The sequence below is a fragment of the Pseudomonas sp. N40(2020) genome (assembly GCF_014472415.1).
Taxonomy (GTDB): domain Bacteria; phylum Pseudomonadota; class Gammaproteobacteria; order Pseudomonadales; family Pseudomonadaceae; genus Aquipseudomonas.
This window is the reverse complement of sequence record NZ_JACSZV010000040.1, coordinates 35,519-53,644: the sequence shown is the minus strand read 5'-3', so window position 1 is coordinate 53,644 and position 18,126 is coordinate 35,519. Positions and strand designations below refer to the sequence as shown.

At 59.0% G+C, this 18,126-nt stretch carries 15 protein-coding genes and 1 tRNA gene; 5 read left to right on the top strand and 11 right to left on the bottom strand.

Features of this window, described 5'->3' with window-relative positions; all coding sequences use genetic code 11:
• Positions 1–26 precede the first annotated feature (26 nt).
• The 8 genes from IAI51_RS22320 to IAI51_RS22285 all read right to left on the bottom strand — a co-directional run bounded on the left by IAI51_RS22320 (position 27) and on the right by IAI51_RS22285 (position 8,564).
• A complete protein-coding gene (locus tag IAI51_RS22320; protein ID WP_187680428.1) occupies positions 27–731 on the bottom strand; it encodes an energy transducer TonB in 705 nt (234 codons plus the stop codon).
• Positions 732–734: 3 nt separating this feature from the next.
• Entirely contained in the window at positions 735–1,160 is a 426-nt protein-coding gene (locus tag IAI51_RS22315) for an ExbD/TolR family protein (RefSeq protein ID WP_186551381.1), read from the bottom strand.
• Positions 1,161–1,171: 11 nt separating this feature from the next.
• Entirely contained in the window at positions 1,172–2,971 is a 1,800-nt protein-coding gene (locus IAI51_RS22310; RefSeq protein WP_187680427.1) for a DUF2341 domain-containing protein, read from the bottom strand.
• A gap of 12 nt (positions 2,972–2,983) precedes the next feature.
• Positions 2,984–4,582: a ShlB/FhaC/HecB family hemolysin secretion/activation protein gene (locus IAI51_RS22305; RefSeq protein ID WP_187680426.1), complete on the bottom strand. Its 1,599-nt coding sequence runs from the start codon at positions 4,580–4,582 to the stop codon at positions 2,984–2,986.
• A gap of 57 nt (positions 4,583–4,639) precedes the next feature.
• Complete coding sequence (locus IAI51_RS22300; RefSeq protein ID WP_187680425.1) at positions 4,640–5,251, bottom strand: transposase; 612 nt, start codon at positions 5,249–5,251, stop codon at positions 4,640–4,642.
• Positions 5,252–5,523: 272 nt separating this feature from the next.
• Positions 5,524–6,732, bottom strand: a complete 1,209-nt coding sequence (locus IAI51_RS22295) for a DSD1 family PLP-dependent enzyme (protein ID WP_187680441.1) — start codon at positions 6,730–6,732, stop codon at positions 5,524–5,526.
• A 74-nt stretch (positions 6,733–6,806) separates the two neighbouring features.
• Positions 6,807–8,135: a D-arabinono-1,4-lactone oxidase gene (locus IAI51_RS22290; RefSeq protein WP_187680440.1), complete on the bottom strand. Its 1,329-nt coding sequence runs from the start codon at positions 8,133–8,135 to the stop codon at positions 6,807–6,809.
• Positions 8,136–8,210: 75 nt separating this feature from the next.
• Positions 8,211–8,564, bottom strand: a complete 354-nt coding sequence (locus tag IAI51_RS22285) for a c-type cytochrome (protein WP_187680424.1) — start codon at positions 8,562–8,564, stop codon at positions 8,211–8,213.
• Between the two features lie 321 nt (positions 8,565–8,885).
• On the opposite strand from IAI51_RS22285, the gene IAI51_RS22280 reads away from it, so the two are divergent.
• Positions 8,886–10,511 carry an NADP-dependent glyceraldehyde-3-phosphate dehydrogenase gene (locus IAI51_RS22280; RefSeq protein ID WP_187680423.1) on the top strand — a complete coding sequence of 542 codons (1,626 nt, stop codon included), beginning with the start codon at positions 8,886–8,888 and terminating at the stop codon, positions 10,509–10,511.
• A 46-nt stretch (positions 10,512–10,557) separates the two neighbouring features.
• Positions 10,558–11,598 carry an FUSC family protein gene (locus IAI51_RS22275; RefSeq protein ID WP_187680422.1) on the top strand — a complete coding sequence of 347 codons (1,041 nt, stop codon included), beginning with the start codon at positions 10,558–10,560 and terminating at the stop codon, positions 11,596–11,598.
• A 3-nt stretch (positions 11,599–11,601) separates the two neighbouring features.
• On the opposite strand, the gene IAI51_RS22270 is transcribed toward IAI51_RS22275, so the two are convergent.
• Positions 11,602–12,495 carry a DMT family transporter gene (locus tag IAI51_RS22270; protein WP_187680421.1) on the bottom strand — a complete coding sequence of 298 codons (894 nt, stop codon included), beginning with the start codon at positions 12,493–12,495 and terminating at the stop codon, positions 11,602–11,604.
• Positions 12,496–12,633: 138 nt separating this feature from the next.
• Between IAI51_RS22270 and IAI51_RS22265 the strand changes: the two genes are divergently transcribed.
• Positions 12,634–13,071 carry an Lrp/AsnC family transcriptional regulator gene (locus tag IAI51_RS22265; RefSeq protein ID WP_187680420.1) on the top strand — a complete coding sequence of 146 codons (438 nt, stop codon included), beginning with the start codon at positions 12,634–12,636 and terminating at the stop codon, positions 13,069–13,071.
• A gap of 57 nt (positions 13,072–13,128) precedes the next feature.
• Positions 13,129–13,455, top strand: a complete 327-nt coding sequence (locus tag IAI51_RS22260) for a YceK/YidQ family lipoprotein (protein WP_187680419.1) — start codon at positions 13,129–13,131, stop codon at positions 13,453–13,455.
• 65 nt (positions 13,456–13,520) lie between these two features.
• On the opposite strand, the gene IAI51_RS22255 is transcribed toward IAI51_RS22260, so the two are convergent.
• The gene (locus tag IAI51_RS22255) at positions 13,521–14,192 is read right to left on the bottom strand and encodes a Bax inhibitor-1/YccA family protein (protein ID WP_187680418.1); all 672 of its coding nucleotides are present in this window, start codon (positions 14,190–14,192) and stop codon (positions 13,521–13,523) included.
• A 122-nt stretch (positions 14,193–14,314) separates the two neighbouring features.
• On the opposite strand from IAI51_RS22255, the gene IAI51_RS22250 reads away from it, so the two are divergent.
• Positions 14,315–14,402: transfer RNA gene (locus IAI51_RS22250), tRNA-Ser, on the top strand.
• Between the two features lie 439 nt (positions 14,403–14,841).
• Here IAI51_RS22250 and IAI51_RS22245 read toward each other — a convergent pair.
• On the bottom strand, positions 14,842–17,922 hold the full coding sequence (locus tag IAI51_RS22245; protein WP_187680417.1) for an autotransporter outer membrane beta-barrel domain-containing protein: 3,081 nt from the start codon (positions 17,920–17,922) through the stop codon (positions 14,842–14,844).
• Positions 17,923–18,126: the final 204 nt, after the last annotated feature.

Here is an 18,126-nt window from a genome sequence, read left to right as displayed (position 1 = left end):
CTTTTGGCAAAACTTTAAGAATTCAGTTAACCCGGACGCCGCCCTTGCAGGGACAGGCGCACAGGCAAAGTCATGGAGGCCGGTGGCCGTTCGCTTAAGTGCGGCGCACTGCGCAGCGCCGCCAAAACCTGGGTATCAATCTCGGGATTGCCGCTGGACTTGATCAGCTCGACCCGGGTGATCTCGCCAACGCTGCTCAGCCACACATCGGCCTGCAAGGTGAAGGCGAGGTTGCGCAGCTCCGGGTTCTCGCGCAGCAGCTTCTGAAAGGTGAACGCAAGGAACTGGCTGTAAGTGCCGTTACCCACGCGCCCGCCTCCAGCGCCGGCCATACCGCCGCCCTTGCCCGCACCGATGTTGAAGGCGTCGTTGCCCGACTGTGCATCGCCGTCCATTTGCATCGGGTTGGCCAGATCGTCCGCTGGCGATGGCGGCGCCTCTTCTTCAGGCTTGACCTCCTGCGGCTCGGGCGTTGGTTCCGGTTCGACGATTTTTTCTTCCACCGGGGTTTCCGGCTCCGGCGGTTTCTCGGGTGGCGGCGGTGGCGGTGGCGGCAACGGAATGATCGTCGGCACCTTCGGCGCTTCGCGGCGGATGCCACTCATGTCGTTGGCCCACTGCCACAGGAACCATGCGGCGAGCGCGCCAACCAATAGCCCGGCGCCCCACTTCACAAAGCGCATCGGCGACTTTTTCACCGGCAGCGGCTCGATCGGGAGTTGTGCGGTCATGACTCAGCCCTGACTCGGTTTGCCGGTCACAAGACCGACCTGGGACAGTTCGAGCCGGCGCAGCAGATCCAGCACTTCGATGACTTTCTGGTACTGCACCGTCGCGTCACCGCGCACGATCACCGGGAAGTCCGGGCTCTGTGCCTTTTCGATGCGCAGGCGCTCTTCCAGCTCGGCCAGCGTCACCGGGTAGGCATCGAGGAACACCTGGCCGCCGTCGTTGACCGAAATCGCCTTGGTCTTGGCTTCCGACAGCGACACCGATGCACTGGCCTTGGGCAGATTGATCTGGATGCCGGAAACCTGCGCGGTGGCGGTGAGGATGAACATCACCAGCACCACCATCAGCACGTCGACCAGCGGGGTGATGTTGATGCTGTCCACCGCAGCATCTTCTTCATCGTCGTGGGAGGCATTTACGGACGCCATGTCAATGCTCCTCAGGCCGGTACGGAATGGTTGGCGTGATGGCCGCGCGAGTGCGACGCCTCACTGAACTGGCTTTCGCCGTGCATCTCCGCCAGACGGGTGATGAACTCGTCGACGAACACGCGCATGTCGGCGCTGACTTCCTTGTTGCGGGTGATCAGGCGGTTGTAGCCAAACAGAGCCGGGATCGCGACGAACAGGCCCATGGCAGTGGCGAGCAGCGCGGCGGCCATGCCGGGAGCGATCGCATTGATGTTGACGTCGCCGGCCATCGCCGTGCCGAGGAAAACCACCATGATCCCCAGCACGGTGCCGAGCAGACCTATGTAAGGACCGCCGGCGATGGCGTTGGACAGTGTCGAAAGCTTCGAGCTGAGGGCCTGGTTTTCCCGGGTTCGCACGCCGTCCATCGAGCAACGGATCGCTTCGATGGTCGCCGCTGAAACCGAAGAGGTGTCGGCGCCCTGCTCGCGGCGGGTGCGGATTTCTTTCACCGCCACCAGATACAGACGCCACAGCGATGAATGCTGCAAACGCTGAGCGAGTTGCGCGTCATCGGCAAACATCTCCAGACGCGTGCCAACCTTGGCGAACTGCTCGCGGAAGGCTTCGTTGGCCTTGCTGACGCGGCCGAGGGTACGGTTCTTGCGCAGCATGATGATCCACGACTGGAACATCATCAGCACCAACACGGCGATGATCACCCAAGCGTCGACTGGCACCGCGTTGAGCAGGAAGCCGAGGCTGCCGAAACCGTAGCCGGACTGTTCTTCATCAACGCCGTAGGCCACCAGTTTCGACTCGGCGCCTTGCGAGGTGGCGTCGGCCAGTAATAACGGCGCAGGACGCGCGACTTTCGACAGGCGCAGTTCGTCGACAGCGCCCACGAATGGCTGGAAGGCGCTCGCGGAAAGGTCCGCGCCGATGGCCATGACCGAGTTGAACGCCGGCATCGCCACCGCCAGTGTCGTGCCTTCGCGACCATTGATGTACAGAGTGACTTTCGAGCCTTCGGCAGTCAGCGCGACGTGCTGCCATTGACCTGGATTCAGCGGCTGTGTGGCGACTGCGCGTTGGCCGTCGATTTCCACGAATGGCACACCCTGATTCACACCGACCAACAGACTGTTGGCACCTTCACGGCGGGCCAGAATCAGTTGCTCGCCATTAGCCTGATCCAGACGCAGCCAGGCACTGAAGGTGAATGCGCTGCCGGCGTTGTGTTGCAACGAGGGGCTGGCCGGCAGTAGCAATGGCTGACCGCTGAACTGCAAGGCACGCCCCACTACGCCGTCAATCGCCGCGCCGGTCGCGCTTTGCGCGGTGTTGCCATACGCGGTGGTGTCTTTGGCCGGCGTGCCGGTGGCGCCGTCGAAGTGATACAGCGCGGTGTAATTCGGGTCGAAGGTCAGTTGACCGTTGCCAGTGGCCGGGGCTTTTTGATTGCCGTAATACATCCAGATGTCCTGACGCTGACCGCCCTCGACATTCGGCACATCAACCCAGATCAGCGCCATGCCCATCAGCGCATCGAAGCTTTCGATCTGGTGATTGAGCACGGTCTTGTCATCGGCGCCGACAAAGCGCAGATCCGAACCGTCTTCTTTAACGCCATCGAAGGTGAAATTGCCGGTGTGCAGGCGCACCAGCAGCGCAGTGCGGCCCAATGCCTGATTGATCGCCGCGCCCTGCGGCGTGGTGTCGACGGTGATCTGTTTGCGGTAGTGCCAGTCGTCCTGCCACCAGGCCTGAGCCGTGGCCGGGAGCACGAAGCCCAGGCAGATCAACAACGAAAGGAAGAGGCGCTGCATGTACGTGCTCCTTTAGAAAGTGGCTTGAAGGTTGAAGTGCAGGCGCGATTCCTGTTTCGAGGTGTTCGGCCCTTCGAGTAGCGGATAGCCCCAGTCGAGGCTGCCGGACAGCCATTTGCTCAGGCTGGCGCGGGTGCCGAGGCCGACGCTGGCCAGGGCGAAATTGGCGTCCTGATCCGGCAGTTCGTCGCGCAGGTACAGTTGCGCGCCTTCGGCGAAGGCGTAGAAGCGCCAATCCTGCATCCAGGTGCCGGTGTACTTGGCGAGCGACGGCGTGCGCAGTTCCTGGCTCAGCAGGTAACCGTCATCAGCCGTGCGTTCGGCGGCCAGATAGCCGCGCACCGAGGTCGCGCCGCCGGCGGAGAATTGCTCGTTGGAAACCAGCGGCCCCGAAGCCAACTGGAACGCCGCTTTGCTCGCGCTCTGCCAGTCGTTGGCGAAGGTCCAGGTGAAACTGGTGTCGCCCTTGAGCACGGCGAAACTCGGGTTGGCGCGGTAGCGTTTGTAGTCGAAGTCTTCGTCGGAGCTGCCATAACCGAAGAGGCTGCGGGTGGCCGCGACCAGGCTCAGGCCGAGGCCGAGCTGGCTCTTTTCGGTGTAGCGATAGCCGTTGTAGGCGAAGGTGAACGGCGCGTATTGCAGCGGCACCTTGTCGCTTTCGCCGGACAGGGTCAGGCGTTCGTCGAAGTCCTTGAAGTCGATGCCCGCTGACAGCGAATTCGACCAACTGCCGCTGGACGGCAGTGTGTAGATCGCCGATACCCCATAGGAATGGCCCTTGCCCAGCACGTTGCTGCCGCCGATGGTGGCGACGTTGCTGTCGGACTGATAACCGGAGAACTGCACGCTCCAGCGATCAGTCAGCGGCGCGGTATACGAGCCGGACCAGACCTTGGCGTTGTCGGTGTCCTGCGGCGCAGTGAAGTAGGTCAGCGAAATGCTGTGGCCGAGTTGCCAGAGGTTGTTGTAGCCGAGGCTGGTGACGGCCCGCAGTTTTTCGGTGTCGGCGCTGTAGTCGTTGTTGAGGCCGACGCTGGCCGTCCAAGGGTTCTGGTCTTCGACCTGCAAATCGACGTCCATGGTGCCGGGGCGCTGACCTTCGCGAACCAGTGGCATGACCTGGCGGCCCGGGGTTTTGTTGAGTTGCGCCAGTTCACCCTGAACCTTGGCGAAGTCCGGGACCTCGCCCTCCTTGAGCGCGGGGACTTCGTCGCGGATGTCCAGTGGCGAATAGTGCTTGGCGCCCACCACGCGCACGCGGCCGACCTTGGTTTCGCTGACTTGCAGATAGACGATACCGTCCGCCACCGCTTGCTCCGGCAACTCGACGAACACCGATTGATAGCCGCGCTCCTGATAGGTCTTCTGCAACGCGTCGCGCGCGCCTTCGATATCGCTCAGGGCTTTTTGCGGGCCGAGAAACGGGTATACCGCTTCTTCGATCGCCCGAGCATCGAGCACGGTGTTACCACGCACGAAGTATTCGTTGACGTCGACGAGACGCTGCGCGGCGTTGGTTTCGGCGGCCTCTTCGGCCAGCGCCGGCTGCACGCCCGCCGTCACCAGCAGCCAGCCCCACAGCGCCAGCCGTGACGTAAAAATCTGTTCCACACTACCCCCTGAATTCGCGATGACCTGTTGGCGCTGTTGCGCGCCTTGTGTGTTGCGTCAGTTGCTGGCTGTCGAAGCGCAGGCGTGTTTACCGAGCCATGTGTGCAATAGCGCGAAGTTCAACGAGAACTCGGGCATTTGCAGCAAGGCACCGCAGAACACTTCGCCGATGATTTTCTGAATGAGTTGCACCGCACGCGGGTTGTTGAGCAGCGTGGCGATGTCGCGACTGAGGGCGTTGAAGCTCCAGACTTTCTGTTGCAGACCAAGGCCGACGAACCAGCGAAACAGCAGGTTGTAACTGAGCTGTTCATAGAGCTGCTGCTCGCTAGGCACCGAATACAGCAGTTGCAGGAGCAGAATGTGCATGACCGTTTGCGCGGGGATCAGCCGGCCGGGCTCGGCATTGAGGTCGTGCAGAAGGTCGCGATGGGCGTCGAGCAAATCGTCGATCTGCGGGCGTAGCAAGACCAGCGAATGACCTGGCGGAATGTAGCTGGAGACCTCTTTCAAGGCGCCCTGCCAGTCATCCTGCGAGACGATCCAGACCCACGGCGCGCCGTAGCGATACACCGAAACCGGCTTCTTGCGCGCGGCTTCGACGATCTTCGACAGACGTTGATCGAGTTCCTGCATGCCCACTTTCGAGTAGCGTTCCATAGTCCCCACTGCCTCACTCCCGGCGTCCCGCCTCGGCTTGTGAAAAGCGCCCTGTTGGGCCCCTCAAGCGCGTTACATAGGCATGACCGGACTGGCGATGTGCTACCGAACTTTTGTCATAAAAGCTTCATTACAGGATTGCTCGAGATTTAACAGACGACACTAAACCTGTGGGAGCGAGCCTGCTCGCGAATACGGTGTGCCAGTCAAGTAGATGGTGACTGACAGGACGCTTTCGCGAGCAGGCTCGCTCCCAGAGGGAGATTTACGGTGGGTTGGGGTCAGGAATAGACCGGCCACGTGTCGACGATCTTGCCGCCGCGCACAGCCAGCAAATCACCGAATTGCAACAGCACCGCTTCGGTCTGGGTCGGGCGCAGGAATACGTTATCTTCCACTGTCAGACCCACGGCATTCGAGCCATTGACCATCTCCTGATTGGAACTGCGCCCGTAGACACTGTTGCTTTGCAGACCCGGCGGCGATTCGAACGCGGCCATCCAGTTACCGCCGTAAATGAAAAAGGTCTGACGCTGGTTCGTATCCCACCACGAAAACAGCTTTGACTTGTCATCCAGCGCCGGGATGTTCACCGCGCCCGTGCTTTTCAAAACGGGCGTGGCGATGTAGGTGGCGGGCACATGATCGACCAGCGATGGCAAGTCGTAATGCGTCGGCTTGAGCATCGCCGTGCCCACCGACACTTCCGTGCTCAGCCTTTCGTTTTCATGGATTCGATAACTTGGGCTGCCGGCGGTGTTCAGGCACAAGCCGTCATGCCACAACTGCGGAAACTGCTGGCGGGTGAAATCGACGCAGCGCTGATAGATCACCATGACCTTGGCGAACAACTCTTCAGGCGAACCGAGAATCCCCGGCACGCCCATGCCCACGAAAGGGTCGTAGCCCATGAACCCGGCAAACTCCAGATGCTGCGGGTTGGCGCTGATCAGTGTGAGCATCTGCCCTAGCGCTTCAACGTCACTCACGCCGCCACGATGCAGGCCCACATCGAGTTCGATGTTGATGCGCATCCGCGTGCCCAACCCCTTCGCCAGCGCGAGGTATTGCTGCAAACGCTCAGGGCTGTCGAGCAGCCATTGCAGTTGCTTCGCCGGATCAAACGGGCCTTTGTGGGTTTGGTAGAACAGTTCAGCCGAGCGCACCGGCAGCGGCTTGCCGAGCAAGATGTCGGATTGCGGAAACTTCACGGCATCGTGGTTGAGAAACGGCTGATGAAATGACATCAAGTTCTGCGTTCCTGCTTTTTGGGCGATGTAACTGAGCAACCCCGGCGACGGCAGCGACTTTTCCACCAATCTCAGTTGCTTGCCACCGCGTCTCACCGACTGCATCACCACATCAATATTGTGATCGAGGCGATCCAGATCGATCAGCAGCACCGGGCGCATCGGGCCTTTTTCCTTGAGTTCACGGTTCAGTGCCTGGAAGTATTCGCTGTACGGCCCGCCGCGATCCCCCGGTCTCAGCCAGGCACCAACGCCCACCAGTAAAGCGCCGAAACCCAGTGTGCCAAGCAGAAAATTACGTCGATTGACCGCCATCAGCTCACTCCCAGAATCGACGACAGATGCGCATTCAAAAACTTGCCGCTCGGATCAAGCGCCTGGCGCACCTCGACAAACTCGCGCCAGCGTGGATACAGCGGCTGCAACGTTCGCGCATTGAGCGTGTGCAATTTGCCCCAGTGTGGCCGGCCGTTGTACTTCCAGAAGATCGGCTCGATGGCAGCGAATAGGTTGTGATGGTCCATCTGATAGTGCTGATGCACCGAGATCGAACAACTATCGCGCCCCTCGAACATGCTCAACGGAATGTCGTCAGCCCTGACGTAGCGGTACTCGATGGGAAACCAGGTGCGCAGGCCCTTGTCCTGAATCAACTTGAGGATTTCGCGCAGGCAGGCCGGGCCGTATTCCGCGGGCACCGAGTATTCCATCTCGTTAAACCGCACCGTGCGCACGTTGGCGTAGATGTCGAACGAGTCGCCCACCCGGTCATCGAAACTCGCCAGATGCCGCAGGCTGTTGAGCATTGTCCGGCGCAGGTCGGGAAAGTCGCTGCCGTACTTGTCGATCTTCTCGATCAGGTTGACGAACTCGTTGCCGCCCTCCTCTTCGGGGCTGATCGGCGGCGTCGCCGGGTCAGTGGTTTCGTTGAGGGCGATGGACAAGGCGTAGTCGGAATGGGTGACGACGAGCATTTCCCAGTGCTGGTTTTCCCGGGTGTTCTTGTCGAGGTCTTCGAGCAGTTCTTCGGTCTTGGCGATCCATTGAGTTTCACGCAGGCGATAGGCCGGACGGTTTTGCAGGCGGATTTTCGTTGCCACGCCGAGTGCACCCAGGGAGACGCGAGCGGCGTTGAACACCTCAGGGTGGCGCTGACTGTCGCAGTCGAGCACCTCACCATTGGCAGTGACCATTTGCAGGCCGCAGACATGGGCCGAGTAGGACTGGAAGTTTTTGCCGGTGCCGTGGGTCGACGTCGCGATTGCTCCGGCGAGGGTCTGGTAGTCGATATCCGCCATGTTTTGCAGGGCCTGGCCGACGTCTTTGAGCGGCACACCCATGCGCGACATCGGCGTGCCGGCGGCGAATTCGGCTTGCAGGGTTTTCGGGTCGTGGTCGAGCAAACCGTTGAAGTAGCTCAGCGACAACAATGTGCCGTCGGTGGGCACCAAGGCGCTGAAGGAGTGCGCCGAACCGACCGGACGAATTTTGCCTTGGGCCTGACGAATCACCGTCGTCAGCTCATCCAGATTTTTCGGCGCCAACCGTGCTGCCGGCAGGCAACTCTGCGCGCCCGACCAGTTGCGCCAGGGAATCAGCCGTGGCGCGCGCATCAATTGACCCAGGGCCGTGTTGCTCGCCAGCGCACTGTACGCGCCGACGATACTTGCCCGTTGCAATAACTGACGCCGTGTCAGATCCATCGTCATGCGCGCACCTTATTGTGGGAGAGGCTGGTCGGCCATGAAGCCGATCAATTGCAGGAACTGCTCTTGCGAGCACTCGACGCACTGGCCCATCGGCGGCATGCCGTTGTAGCCGTTGATGGTGTGGTCGAGCAGCGTGTCGGCACCCTGCTGGATGCGCGGCGCCCAGGCTTTGCGATCGCCAGTGAGCGGTGCGTTGGCCGCCGGATTGGCGTGACAGAGCTGGCAACTGTTGGTGTAGATCTGTGCCAGTGCTGGGTCAGAGGGTGTGGCGCTGCTGGATGTCACTGACGGTTTTGCTTCGTCGCCACAGCCCGCCATCGCAGCGACCAGAGCCAGCAGTAAAGTGAATCGGATTGCCCGCATAACGATCCTCGCGTGGGGTGCGGCTTATTGTTGTGATCACACCTTAAGACAGCCACGCCAGACGCTTGAGGGCATTGCGGGACAGCGAGGGGGGCAAACGGGGCCAGCCTTCTCTCCAATGATCGTTCCCACGCTCTGCGTGGGAATGCAGCCCCGGACGCTCTGCGTCCGCTTGGAACGCGGAGCGTCCCTTGAAGCTCTGCTCTGCGCCTTTGCGTGACATTCGGGTGACATTCGCGGGTTTAAATTTCGGCGCATTCAGGCGTATAACCTTTAAAGGCTTTTTTGATTGCACGCGGACATCCAACACGGGGTAGCGACATGACCACAGCAAACATCCTTGGCAACCTGTTCCCTTCTGTCAGCGACATCCCGGAAAAATACCGCCCAGGCGCTCAGGTCGAGCAACGCGAATACCTCGTCGACGGCCAGTTGCGCCGCTGGGACGGCCCGCTCGCCTCTGTACGCAGCCCGGTTTATCTGCACGGTGAAAATGGCGACGAACAAGTGATTCTCGGCAGCACGCCACTGCTCGACGCCGACACCGCCCTCACCGCACTTGATGCCGCCGTCCGCGCTTACGACCGGGGCCAGGGTCTGTGGCCGACCATGCGCGTTGCCGAGCGCATCCAGCACGTCGAAGCCTTCCTTGGCCGCATGCGTCAGCAACGCGACGCTGTGGTGAAGCTGCTGATGTGGGAAATCGGCAAAAACCTAAAGGACTCGGAAAAAGAGTTCGACCGCACCTGCGATTACATCGTCGACACCATTAACGCCCTCAAGGAACTCGACCGCCGCTCCAGCCGTTTCGAGCTGGAGCAGGACACGCTCGGTCAGATACGCCGCGTACCGCTCGGCGTCGCGCTGTGCATGGGGCCTTACAACTATCCGCTGAACGAAACCTTCACCACGCTGATCCCGGCGCTGATCATGGGCAACACCGTGGTGTTCAAACCGGCCAAGCTCGGCGTGCTGCTGATCCGCCCGTTGCTCGAAGCGTTCCGTGACAGCTTCCCGACCGGCGTCATCAACGTCATCTACGGCAGCGGACGTGAAACCGTCAGCGCGCTGATGGCCAGCGGCAAGATCGACATTTTCGCGTTCATCGGCACCAACAAGGCCGCCAGCGACCTGAAGAAGCTGCACCCGAAACCGCACCGCTTGCGTGCCGCGCTGGGTCTGGACGCGAAGAACCCCGGCATTGTCCTGCCGGAAGTCGATCTGGACAACGCCGTCAGCGAAGCCGTCACCGGTTCGCTGTCGTTCAACGGCCAGCGCTGCACCGCGCTGAAGATCCTCTTCGTACATGAAGACGTAGTCGACAGCTTCATCGAAAAATTCAACGCCAAACTGGCCACGCTCAAACCCGGCATGCCATGGGACAGCGGTGTATCGCTGACGCCGCTGCCGGAGTCGGGCAAGGTCGACTATCTGCACGGTCTGGTGGCGGACGCGCGCAGCAAGGGCGCCGAGGTGGTCAACCCGAGTGGCGGTGAATCCCGCGAGTCGTTCTTCTATCCGGCGGTGCTGTACCCGGTGAATCCGCAAATGCGCGTCTATCAGGAAGAACAGTTCGGCCCGGTCGTGCCTATCGTGCCGTACCGTCACCTCGATACCGTGATCGATTACGTGCTGGAATCGGACTTCGGCCAACAGTTGAGCATCTTCGGTACCAACCCGGTGGCGGTCGGCCGACTGGTCGACACCTTCGCCAACCAGGTCGGCCGGATCAATCTCAACGCCCAGTGCCAGCGCGGCCCGGACACGTACCCGTTCAACGGTCGCAAGAACTCCGCCGAAGGCACGCTGTCGGTACACGATGCGTTGCGGGTATTTTCGATCCGCACGCTGGTGGCGACCAAGTTCCAGGACAGCAACAAGGATCTGATCAGCGAGATCATTCGCGGACGCGATTCGAGCTTCCTGACCACCGACTACATCTTCTGACGAGGGCCTTGCACTGAGTACGTTCAGCACCCACAGATTGCCTCCGTTGTTGCGCCGAATCCTGCGTCCGCTGCTGGACCCGTACCGGCGCTACCGCCACGCCCGATTGATCCACGCGGTGCGGGTGGCATTGGGGTTGCTGGCGACGATTTTGCTGACCACCGGCATCAACCTGCCCCACGGTGAATGGGCGTCGGTGACCATGCTGGTGGTAATCGGCGGTTTGCAGCACCACGGCAACATCGGCAAAAAAGCCGCCGAACGCGCTACCGGCACCTTGATCGGTGCCGGCGTCGGATTATTGCTGGTGGCGCAGCAGGCCTGGCTCGGCATGCCGTGGCTGACCTACTTCGCCATGGCCGTGGTCTGCGGCTTCTTCTCGTATCACGCGATCGGTAAGGGCGGCTATACCGCGCTGCTCTCGGCGATCACCGTATTCATTGTTGCCGGGCATGGCGACAACCCGATCACCGATGGCTTGTGGCGTGGGGTCGACATCCTGATCGGTATCGCGCTGGCATTGGCCTTCTCCTTCGCCCTGCCGTTGTACGCGGTGTACTCGTGGCGCTACAACCTGGCCGATGCCTTGCGCGACTGCGCCACTGTGTACGGACGGATCATCAGCGGCCAACCGGTCAGCGCTGACGAGCATCTTAAATTGATGAGCCGTTTGGGCGCAGTGATGGTGCAATTGCGTTCGCTGATGCCATCGGTGTCCAAGGAAGTGAAAATCTCCATGACCGAACTCGATGCCATCCAGCGCAACCTGCGCATGTGCATCAGCACCCTGGAGATCCTCGGCAACACCCGCCCCGATGCCAACGACCCAGAGGCCATGGCCCATCTGCAATCGGCGCTGAAAGCCGAGCATCGGGTCATTCGCGTGCAGTTGATCGGCATGGCCCGCGCCCTGAAATCCGGCGCGGCACAGCGATTGGATCGGCCAGTGGAGTTGCAGGAGACCAGCCTTGACGCGCCGGTCTACAGCGCGCTCGATGGCTATCGTTTGTTGACCCGGCAACTCGCCGCGAACATCGGCGAGATGCGCCAGCGTCTGGCAAAAACCGCACCGCGCTGGAACATCTGAGAATCACTGCGCGGTCAGCCGCCGTGCCTTGAAACCCCAGCCCTGTTGCATGCCGGCCGCCGCCAGCAGAATCGCCGCAACGCCAACCCATTGCAGGATTTCCAGGCGATGACCGAAGGCAAGCCAGTCGACGAAGATCGCAGCAATCGGATAGATGAAGGACAGTGCACCGGTCAAAGCCGTCGGCAACTTCTGGATCGCGCCGTACAGCAGCACGTACATCAGGCCGGTATGAACAATGCCCAACGTAATCAGACTGGCCCATGCACTCGGTGCCTGCGGCAGTGCAGAAAAGTGCGCGAATGGTACGAGCAACAGCACACCGGTGCAGACCTGAATCAGTGCGATCAAGTGCGGTGGCGTGCCGGTCAGACGCTTGATGATCAACGCCGCAATCGCATAGAGAAACGCCGCGCCCAATGCCAGGGCAATCCCCACCAGATAGTCGTTACCGCCCTCGCCTTGCTGGCCGTGGGCGCTGACGATCGCCAGCATCCCGAGAAAAGAAATCGCCAGCCAGAACAGCTTCTGCACGGTGATTTTCTCGCCGAGAAACAGCGCCGCCAATCCGACCAGCATGAACGGCTGCACGTTGTACACCGCCGTGCCAATGGCAATCGAGGCCCGAGAGTACGAGGCGAACAACAGCACCCAGTTACCGACAATCGCCACGCCGCTGAGCACGGCCAGCAAAAATGTTGTGCGAGTCAGAATGCCTGGGCGCAGAAAGCCGAATGCTGCGCAGATCAATAACAAGGTGCCGGCACCGAACACGCAGCGCCAGAACACCACATCCAGCACCGGCTGCCCGGACACCAGCACAAACCAGCCGATCGTCCCGGATATGAGCATGGCAGCGGTCATTTCAAATGAGCCGCGACGCAGTGTGTTGTCCATCATTATTCTCCTGTGTTTGTGGCAAAAGTATGCCAAGCCGCCACAGGGCCACTCCAGTGCATAAAGCAGGCTAAACTCACTTTCTGCCTTTTTTATCGGGGGTAGTTCTCACCAATCGCCTAATGCGGGAGTTTGTTCATGACCGACGATATCGACCAGATCCTCATCAGCGCATTGATGGAGGATTCGCGGCGATCGCTCAAGGCGCTGGCGCAGATCAGCGGGCTGTCATCGCCCAGCGTGGCCGAGCGTTTGCGCAGGCTGGAGGAGCGCGGTGTGCTCAAGGGCTACACCGTCGAGATCGATCCCAAGTGCTTCGGCTATCAATTGCAGGCGATCGTCCGGGTACGGCCGCTACCGGGGCAATTGCAGGAAGTCGAGCGTCAGATTCAGTCGATTCCCGAGTTCACCGAGTGCGACAAGGTCACTGGCGAGGACTGCTTTATCGCCCGTCTGCACGTGCGCTCGATGGAACAACTGGACACCCTGCTCGACCGCCTCAATACCTTGGCCGAAACCAATACAGCAATAGTCAAGAAGACCCCGGTCAAACGCCGCTTGCCGCCGATGGCTTAGGTGCTTTTTCTGCAAATTCGGCTTAGATTGACGTTTTTCCAGCGAAGGATTCGCGGTATGAAGATTCAGGCAGTAATTCTGGCGGCGTTGATGCTCGTTGGTTGCGGGACTGTGCAGACAGTCGTTCGCAGCGATCAAGACGCCGCGGCCTATCTGAAAGAGAAAAAATCCCACTGCGGCGCTGTTCCGCGAATCTACAGCGGCGTGACCTATGACTTCTGTTTGCTCCACGCAGAGCGTCCGGATGATGTCGATGCGTTCAATTACAACAACGCGACACCCGGCGTACTGGTAGATGCTGCATTTTCAGGGGTGCTCGACACGTTGCTGTTGCCTTATACAATCTACAAGCAACAGGCCGATGGCAGTATCGTCATCAATTGATAGCCTTTTCTGCAGACAACAAAAAACCCGCCTAGGCGGGTTTTTTGTTGTTTCAACGACTGAAATCAGTCGTCGCGGCTCATGATGCCGAAGATCTGCAACAAGCTGACGAACAGGTTGTAGATCGATACATACAGGCTGATGGTCGCCATGATGTAGTTACGCTCGCCGCCGTGGATGATGGCGCTGGTCTGGAACAGGATGCAGACGGACGAGAACAGCACGAAACCTGCGCTGATCGCCAGTTGCAGACCGCTGACCTGGAAGAAGAAGCTCGCCAGCGTTGCACCCAGCAGGACGAAGAAACCGGCGGTGATGAAACCACCGAGGAAGCTCATGTCCTTGCGGGTAATCAGCACGTAGGCCGACAGACCACCAAACACCAGTGCAGTCATCGCGAACGCCGAGCTGACCACTTCAGCGCCGCCCTGCATGCCCAGGTAACGGTTAAGGATCGGGCCGAGCAGGAAACCCATGAAACCGGTCAGGGCAAAAGCCGACACCAGGCCCCACGCGGAATCACGGAGTTTGTTGGTGAGGAAGAACAGCCCGTAGAAGCCGATCAGCACCACGAAAATATTCGGGTAGCCAACACGCATCTGCTGGGCAACGAACGCCATCACGCCGCTGAATGCGAGGGTGAGAGCGAGTAGACCATATGTGTTGCGCAGGACGCGGCTAACCTCTAGCTGCTCAGCCTGCACGCCGTTATTAACTGCGTAATCCTGTTCGCGCATGGCGACACTCCTGTTGGTTTGAAACGTTCAGTCGCAAAGATCATAACAGACGCTCTGTAACAAGCCATGCAGAGAGTTTGACAGTGTGTTTCACTCAGGTATTATGGCGCCCGCAACGCAACGGAGGTGTGGCCGAGTGGTTTAAGGCAACGGTCTTGAAAACCGTCGACTGTAACAGGTCCATGAGTTCGAATCCCATCGCCTCCGCCATCTTATATACTACAAAGCCCTGATTATTCAGGGCTTTGTCGTTTCTGGCATTCAGAAAATTGGCTCCTCTCTCTACGGATCGTTTCCGCATCTTTTCGGCCATTTCCGCAACCCTGCCCTTCGACACTGGTGCGTACCCTTAAATTTAGTTGATTCGACCACGAAGCTCATGGGATGCGGCTGCATTCGATACGCAGCTTTCGGCCGTAATCGGACAGTGGTCTAAACGCCCAATTGCCAACAGAATCGTCAATGCGTACTAGTCATGTGCCCCAATTGGCTAGAGGCGGCGGTTACTTTCCTGGGAAGGAATCGTTTCTTGTCTGAAATAACGAAATGAACCTGCCGATTGTCATCAACAAAAATACAAACGAACAAGACCCGAATTCAAAGATCCGGGTCTTGTTCGCTTACCTGTAACGGCCTTCAGTAGAGGCTTTTACCAGGCGTAGCGGTAGCCTACGTTCACCGAATAAGGCTGTTCGATGCCATCGCCCTTGGTGTATTCCGCATCGATGAAGAACTTGTGTTTCTCGGCGGTTTGCAGGATTACCCCGCCACCGATTTCCGCCCGCGAACCTGGCAATTTGCTGTCCAGACTTACATCGTTGACGCTCACATGGCTGTCACCGGCATGTTCGGTAATCCACGATGCTTTGGCGTATGGCTGCACAGTCATACCGTTATCCAGCTTCATGTTACGACCGAACAGGCTGCCAACTCGGCTCTGAACAGAAGTAACGGCATCCTGTTCGACTTTCAAGCCATTGCTTGCGGTGTAATCGCCACTGCCCACACGGAACGCTTGCAGCTCCAGCTGTGGCTCGACGAACCAGCCTTGTCCAAGATCGATTTGCTTGCCAACCTCTACACTCGCCGCTACTGCGTGATTCTTGTATTTACCGTCGACCTTCTGGCCCATATTGCTGGTGATGTCGACCTTGTTGTCCAAGTGGGTGTATTTCAGCACGCTGTCAACGTACACGCCGTTTTGGTCGATGTAGGTTGCATAGGTGCCGAGCATGGCGCTGTCGATCTGGCCTTTGCTGCCTTCGCCGAAGTTCTGACGAGCCTCACCTTGTCCGGCCATACCGCCGAGATACAGCTTGCCGTTGTAGAAAGGAATGGCCTTGTCGGCGCCGATCTCGAAACCGTTGACCTGCTGCTCAAAGGCACGGCTGGAACCGGTATTGATGCGCTGTTCCTTACCGAAGCCACGTGTCCACAGACCGCCCTCATCATTGCCCATACGCAACTCGCCGAGTCGTTTGGTCAAGGCATTCATCTGCGCACCGATGAGTCCCGTGGCCGCCGCCTGTTGAGCGATGGCAGCGTTTGCGCCCTTACTCAGGTTCTCTGGTTGAGGATTGCTGATAATGGGGTCAATGGGCGCAACGATACCTCCGGCACCGCCACCGGTATCACCCACTGGCTCCTCGCCACCGCCCGCATCCTGTGCAGTGCCGGCCAGGTACCAGTCATCGCCACGCTGCTCGAGGCCATAACGGAAGGCACCCACGTCGACTTTACCGCCGTACAAATCGAACTTCCCCGCGCCGCCGTTGGTATCCACCAGCATCAGTGCACCACCCTGTGCCTGGTGGCCGGAATCGGCAACGATCAGCGTGTGCTCCCCGTCAACTTGCCCTTCAACCTTGAGCAAGTCGCCTTGTAGCGTCGCCAGGTCAGTGTTAAGCAAGAAGCTGCCATTGCCGCTCAAATTGCCCACCGTCAGCGTTTTGAACAAGCCGTTGGAGTGGTCGAAATTGACACGGCCGTCGTTCAACGAAAGAGCACCCAACGAAGAGTCGCCAGTCATTGTCCAGGCGCTTCCACTGTTTACACCAAGTTTATCCAGCCATTGAGCTGCACCTTGCCAGGTCGTACCGCTTTCAAGGGTGATGCCGCTGTCTAGCGTTTGATCATGGTCGATCGACACGTCGCCTTTGAGTCGCGACCCATTGGTGGCGGTCAGTGTCATGCGTTCGATTTTCTCGCCGCTCGTCTCCACGCTACGGGAGCCCATCAAGATGTTACCTTCAATCGTTGAACCGTCAGCGGTCACATCAACACCGGCGAGAACCCCTCCCTTGATAGCATAGTCATTGGAGCTTACCAGGCTGTTTTTGAGATGAACGCTATGCTGGCCCGATGTCAGAGCGACGATCCCGACAGCGGTCGTGCCATTTACCACAACACGTGAGTCTTCGAGGCTCACCGATGAACTGTCGTCCGTGCCTACATAGACACCGTAGCTGCCATTACCATTGAGAGCGATATCGACATTCTTACCGATGACAGTACCCCCAGATGCAGAGTAGAGGCCGATGCCACCGCGCTCACCGTGGATGCGGACATTATCGAGCGTTGCTATCCCGCCATCGATTTTGCTGCTCCAGAAACCGTGCTCCCCTAAATCCACTTCACTGTTAGTCAGGTTGAGGTTTGAGCCTACAGATGCCCGGAGCATAGGTCCCGATCCGTCGCTGGTGATCTTCACATTGTTCGCATTGACCACACCTCCCTGTTTGGCCGAGATGGCAGTGGCCGTTGAGTGCAAGTTTGACGACTCAACATTCACCGTCCCTCCAACATCAGCAAATACGGCTTCGGCGTTAGAGGTGATGTCCATGTTCTTGACATCAACGGTCGCCCCTTGGGATGCCTGAGCACCATAGGCGTACCCTCCGGAGGTGGTTATGCTGCCGCCATCCAGACTTATATGAGCACCCTCTCCTGAGGCCAGCACTCCACGACTATTGTCCCCTGAAGTACTGATCGCAATATCGTCCGCCACCACCGTCCCGCCTGCGGTGGCGTATATTCCATAGCCCCTGCTATTGGTGGTTTCAATGGAGCCTCCGCGAACGTTGACGTTACTGGTCCCCGTTGTTGCAATTCCATACCCGTTAGATCCGTGGGTAACAATATCGAGATTGCTGACATCGGCCGTCGAGTTCGTCACGAGCAGGCCCGAGCCTGTGCTGTTGATCTGCACATGGTTACCAAGTAGCTGGCTTGCTTCTTTGACATCCAGCGCGACGCTGTTGCCCAGTGTAGCGACCTGGGTGTTCTGAAGGTTTACCGTAGAGCCGCCAGACGCCATCAAGCCAGACGTATTGGCCATGAGGGAATTTACGGTCATGCCGATCAAATTCAGCGTGGAGTTGGTTTCTACCAGCACAGCGCCCAAGCCAGTGCCTGAAGCGCTGAGAATACCGTTGCTCCAAGTCGCCTCACCGACATTCATAACCCGCAATACAGGGTTGTTGTCACCTGATGTCGTCATTGTCCCGGTACCGTTATAGATCGTACCGTCGACGAGCACAGCAGCGGCGTGCCCCATGCTGGAAAAAGCCAACAACAAGCTGGCAGACAACGTGCTCAAGGGAAAAGCCGGGGCTTTTGAAGATAAGCGCACAAGGCTGTTGCGCGATTTTAATACGTCAGACGCCGACTCCGACGGCAACATAAAATAGGTACGTGTGCGATTCCATATAGCTCGGTAGATGCTGTTCATAAATCTCTCATTCATTGATTTTTTTCAGGACCGGCTTAAACAAGCCAGAGCTCGAAAGTCATTGAGGAGAGATTTGAACAGGAAATTTAGCGGCAAAAATTCAGGCTTTTCCGACTGGACTGTAGGAAAATTCCTACGAGCTGGCTGCTCTTTTTGGTACTCAGCAACTCTTATCTCCGTCTACTTTCAGATGAAACCTGGCGG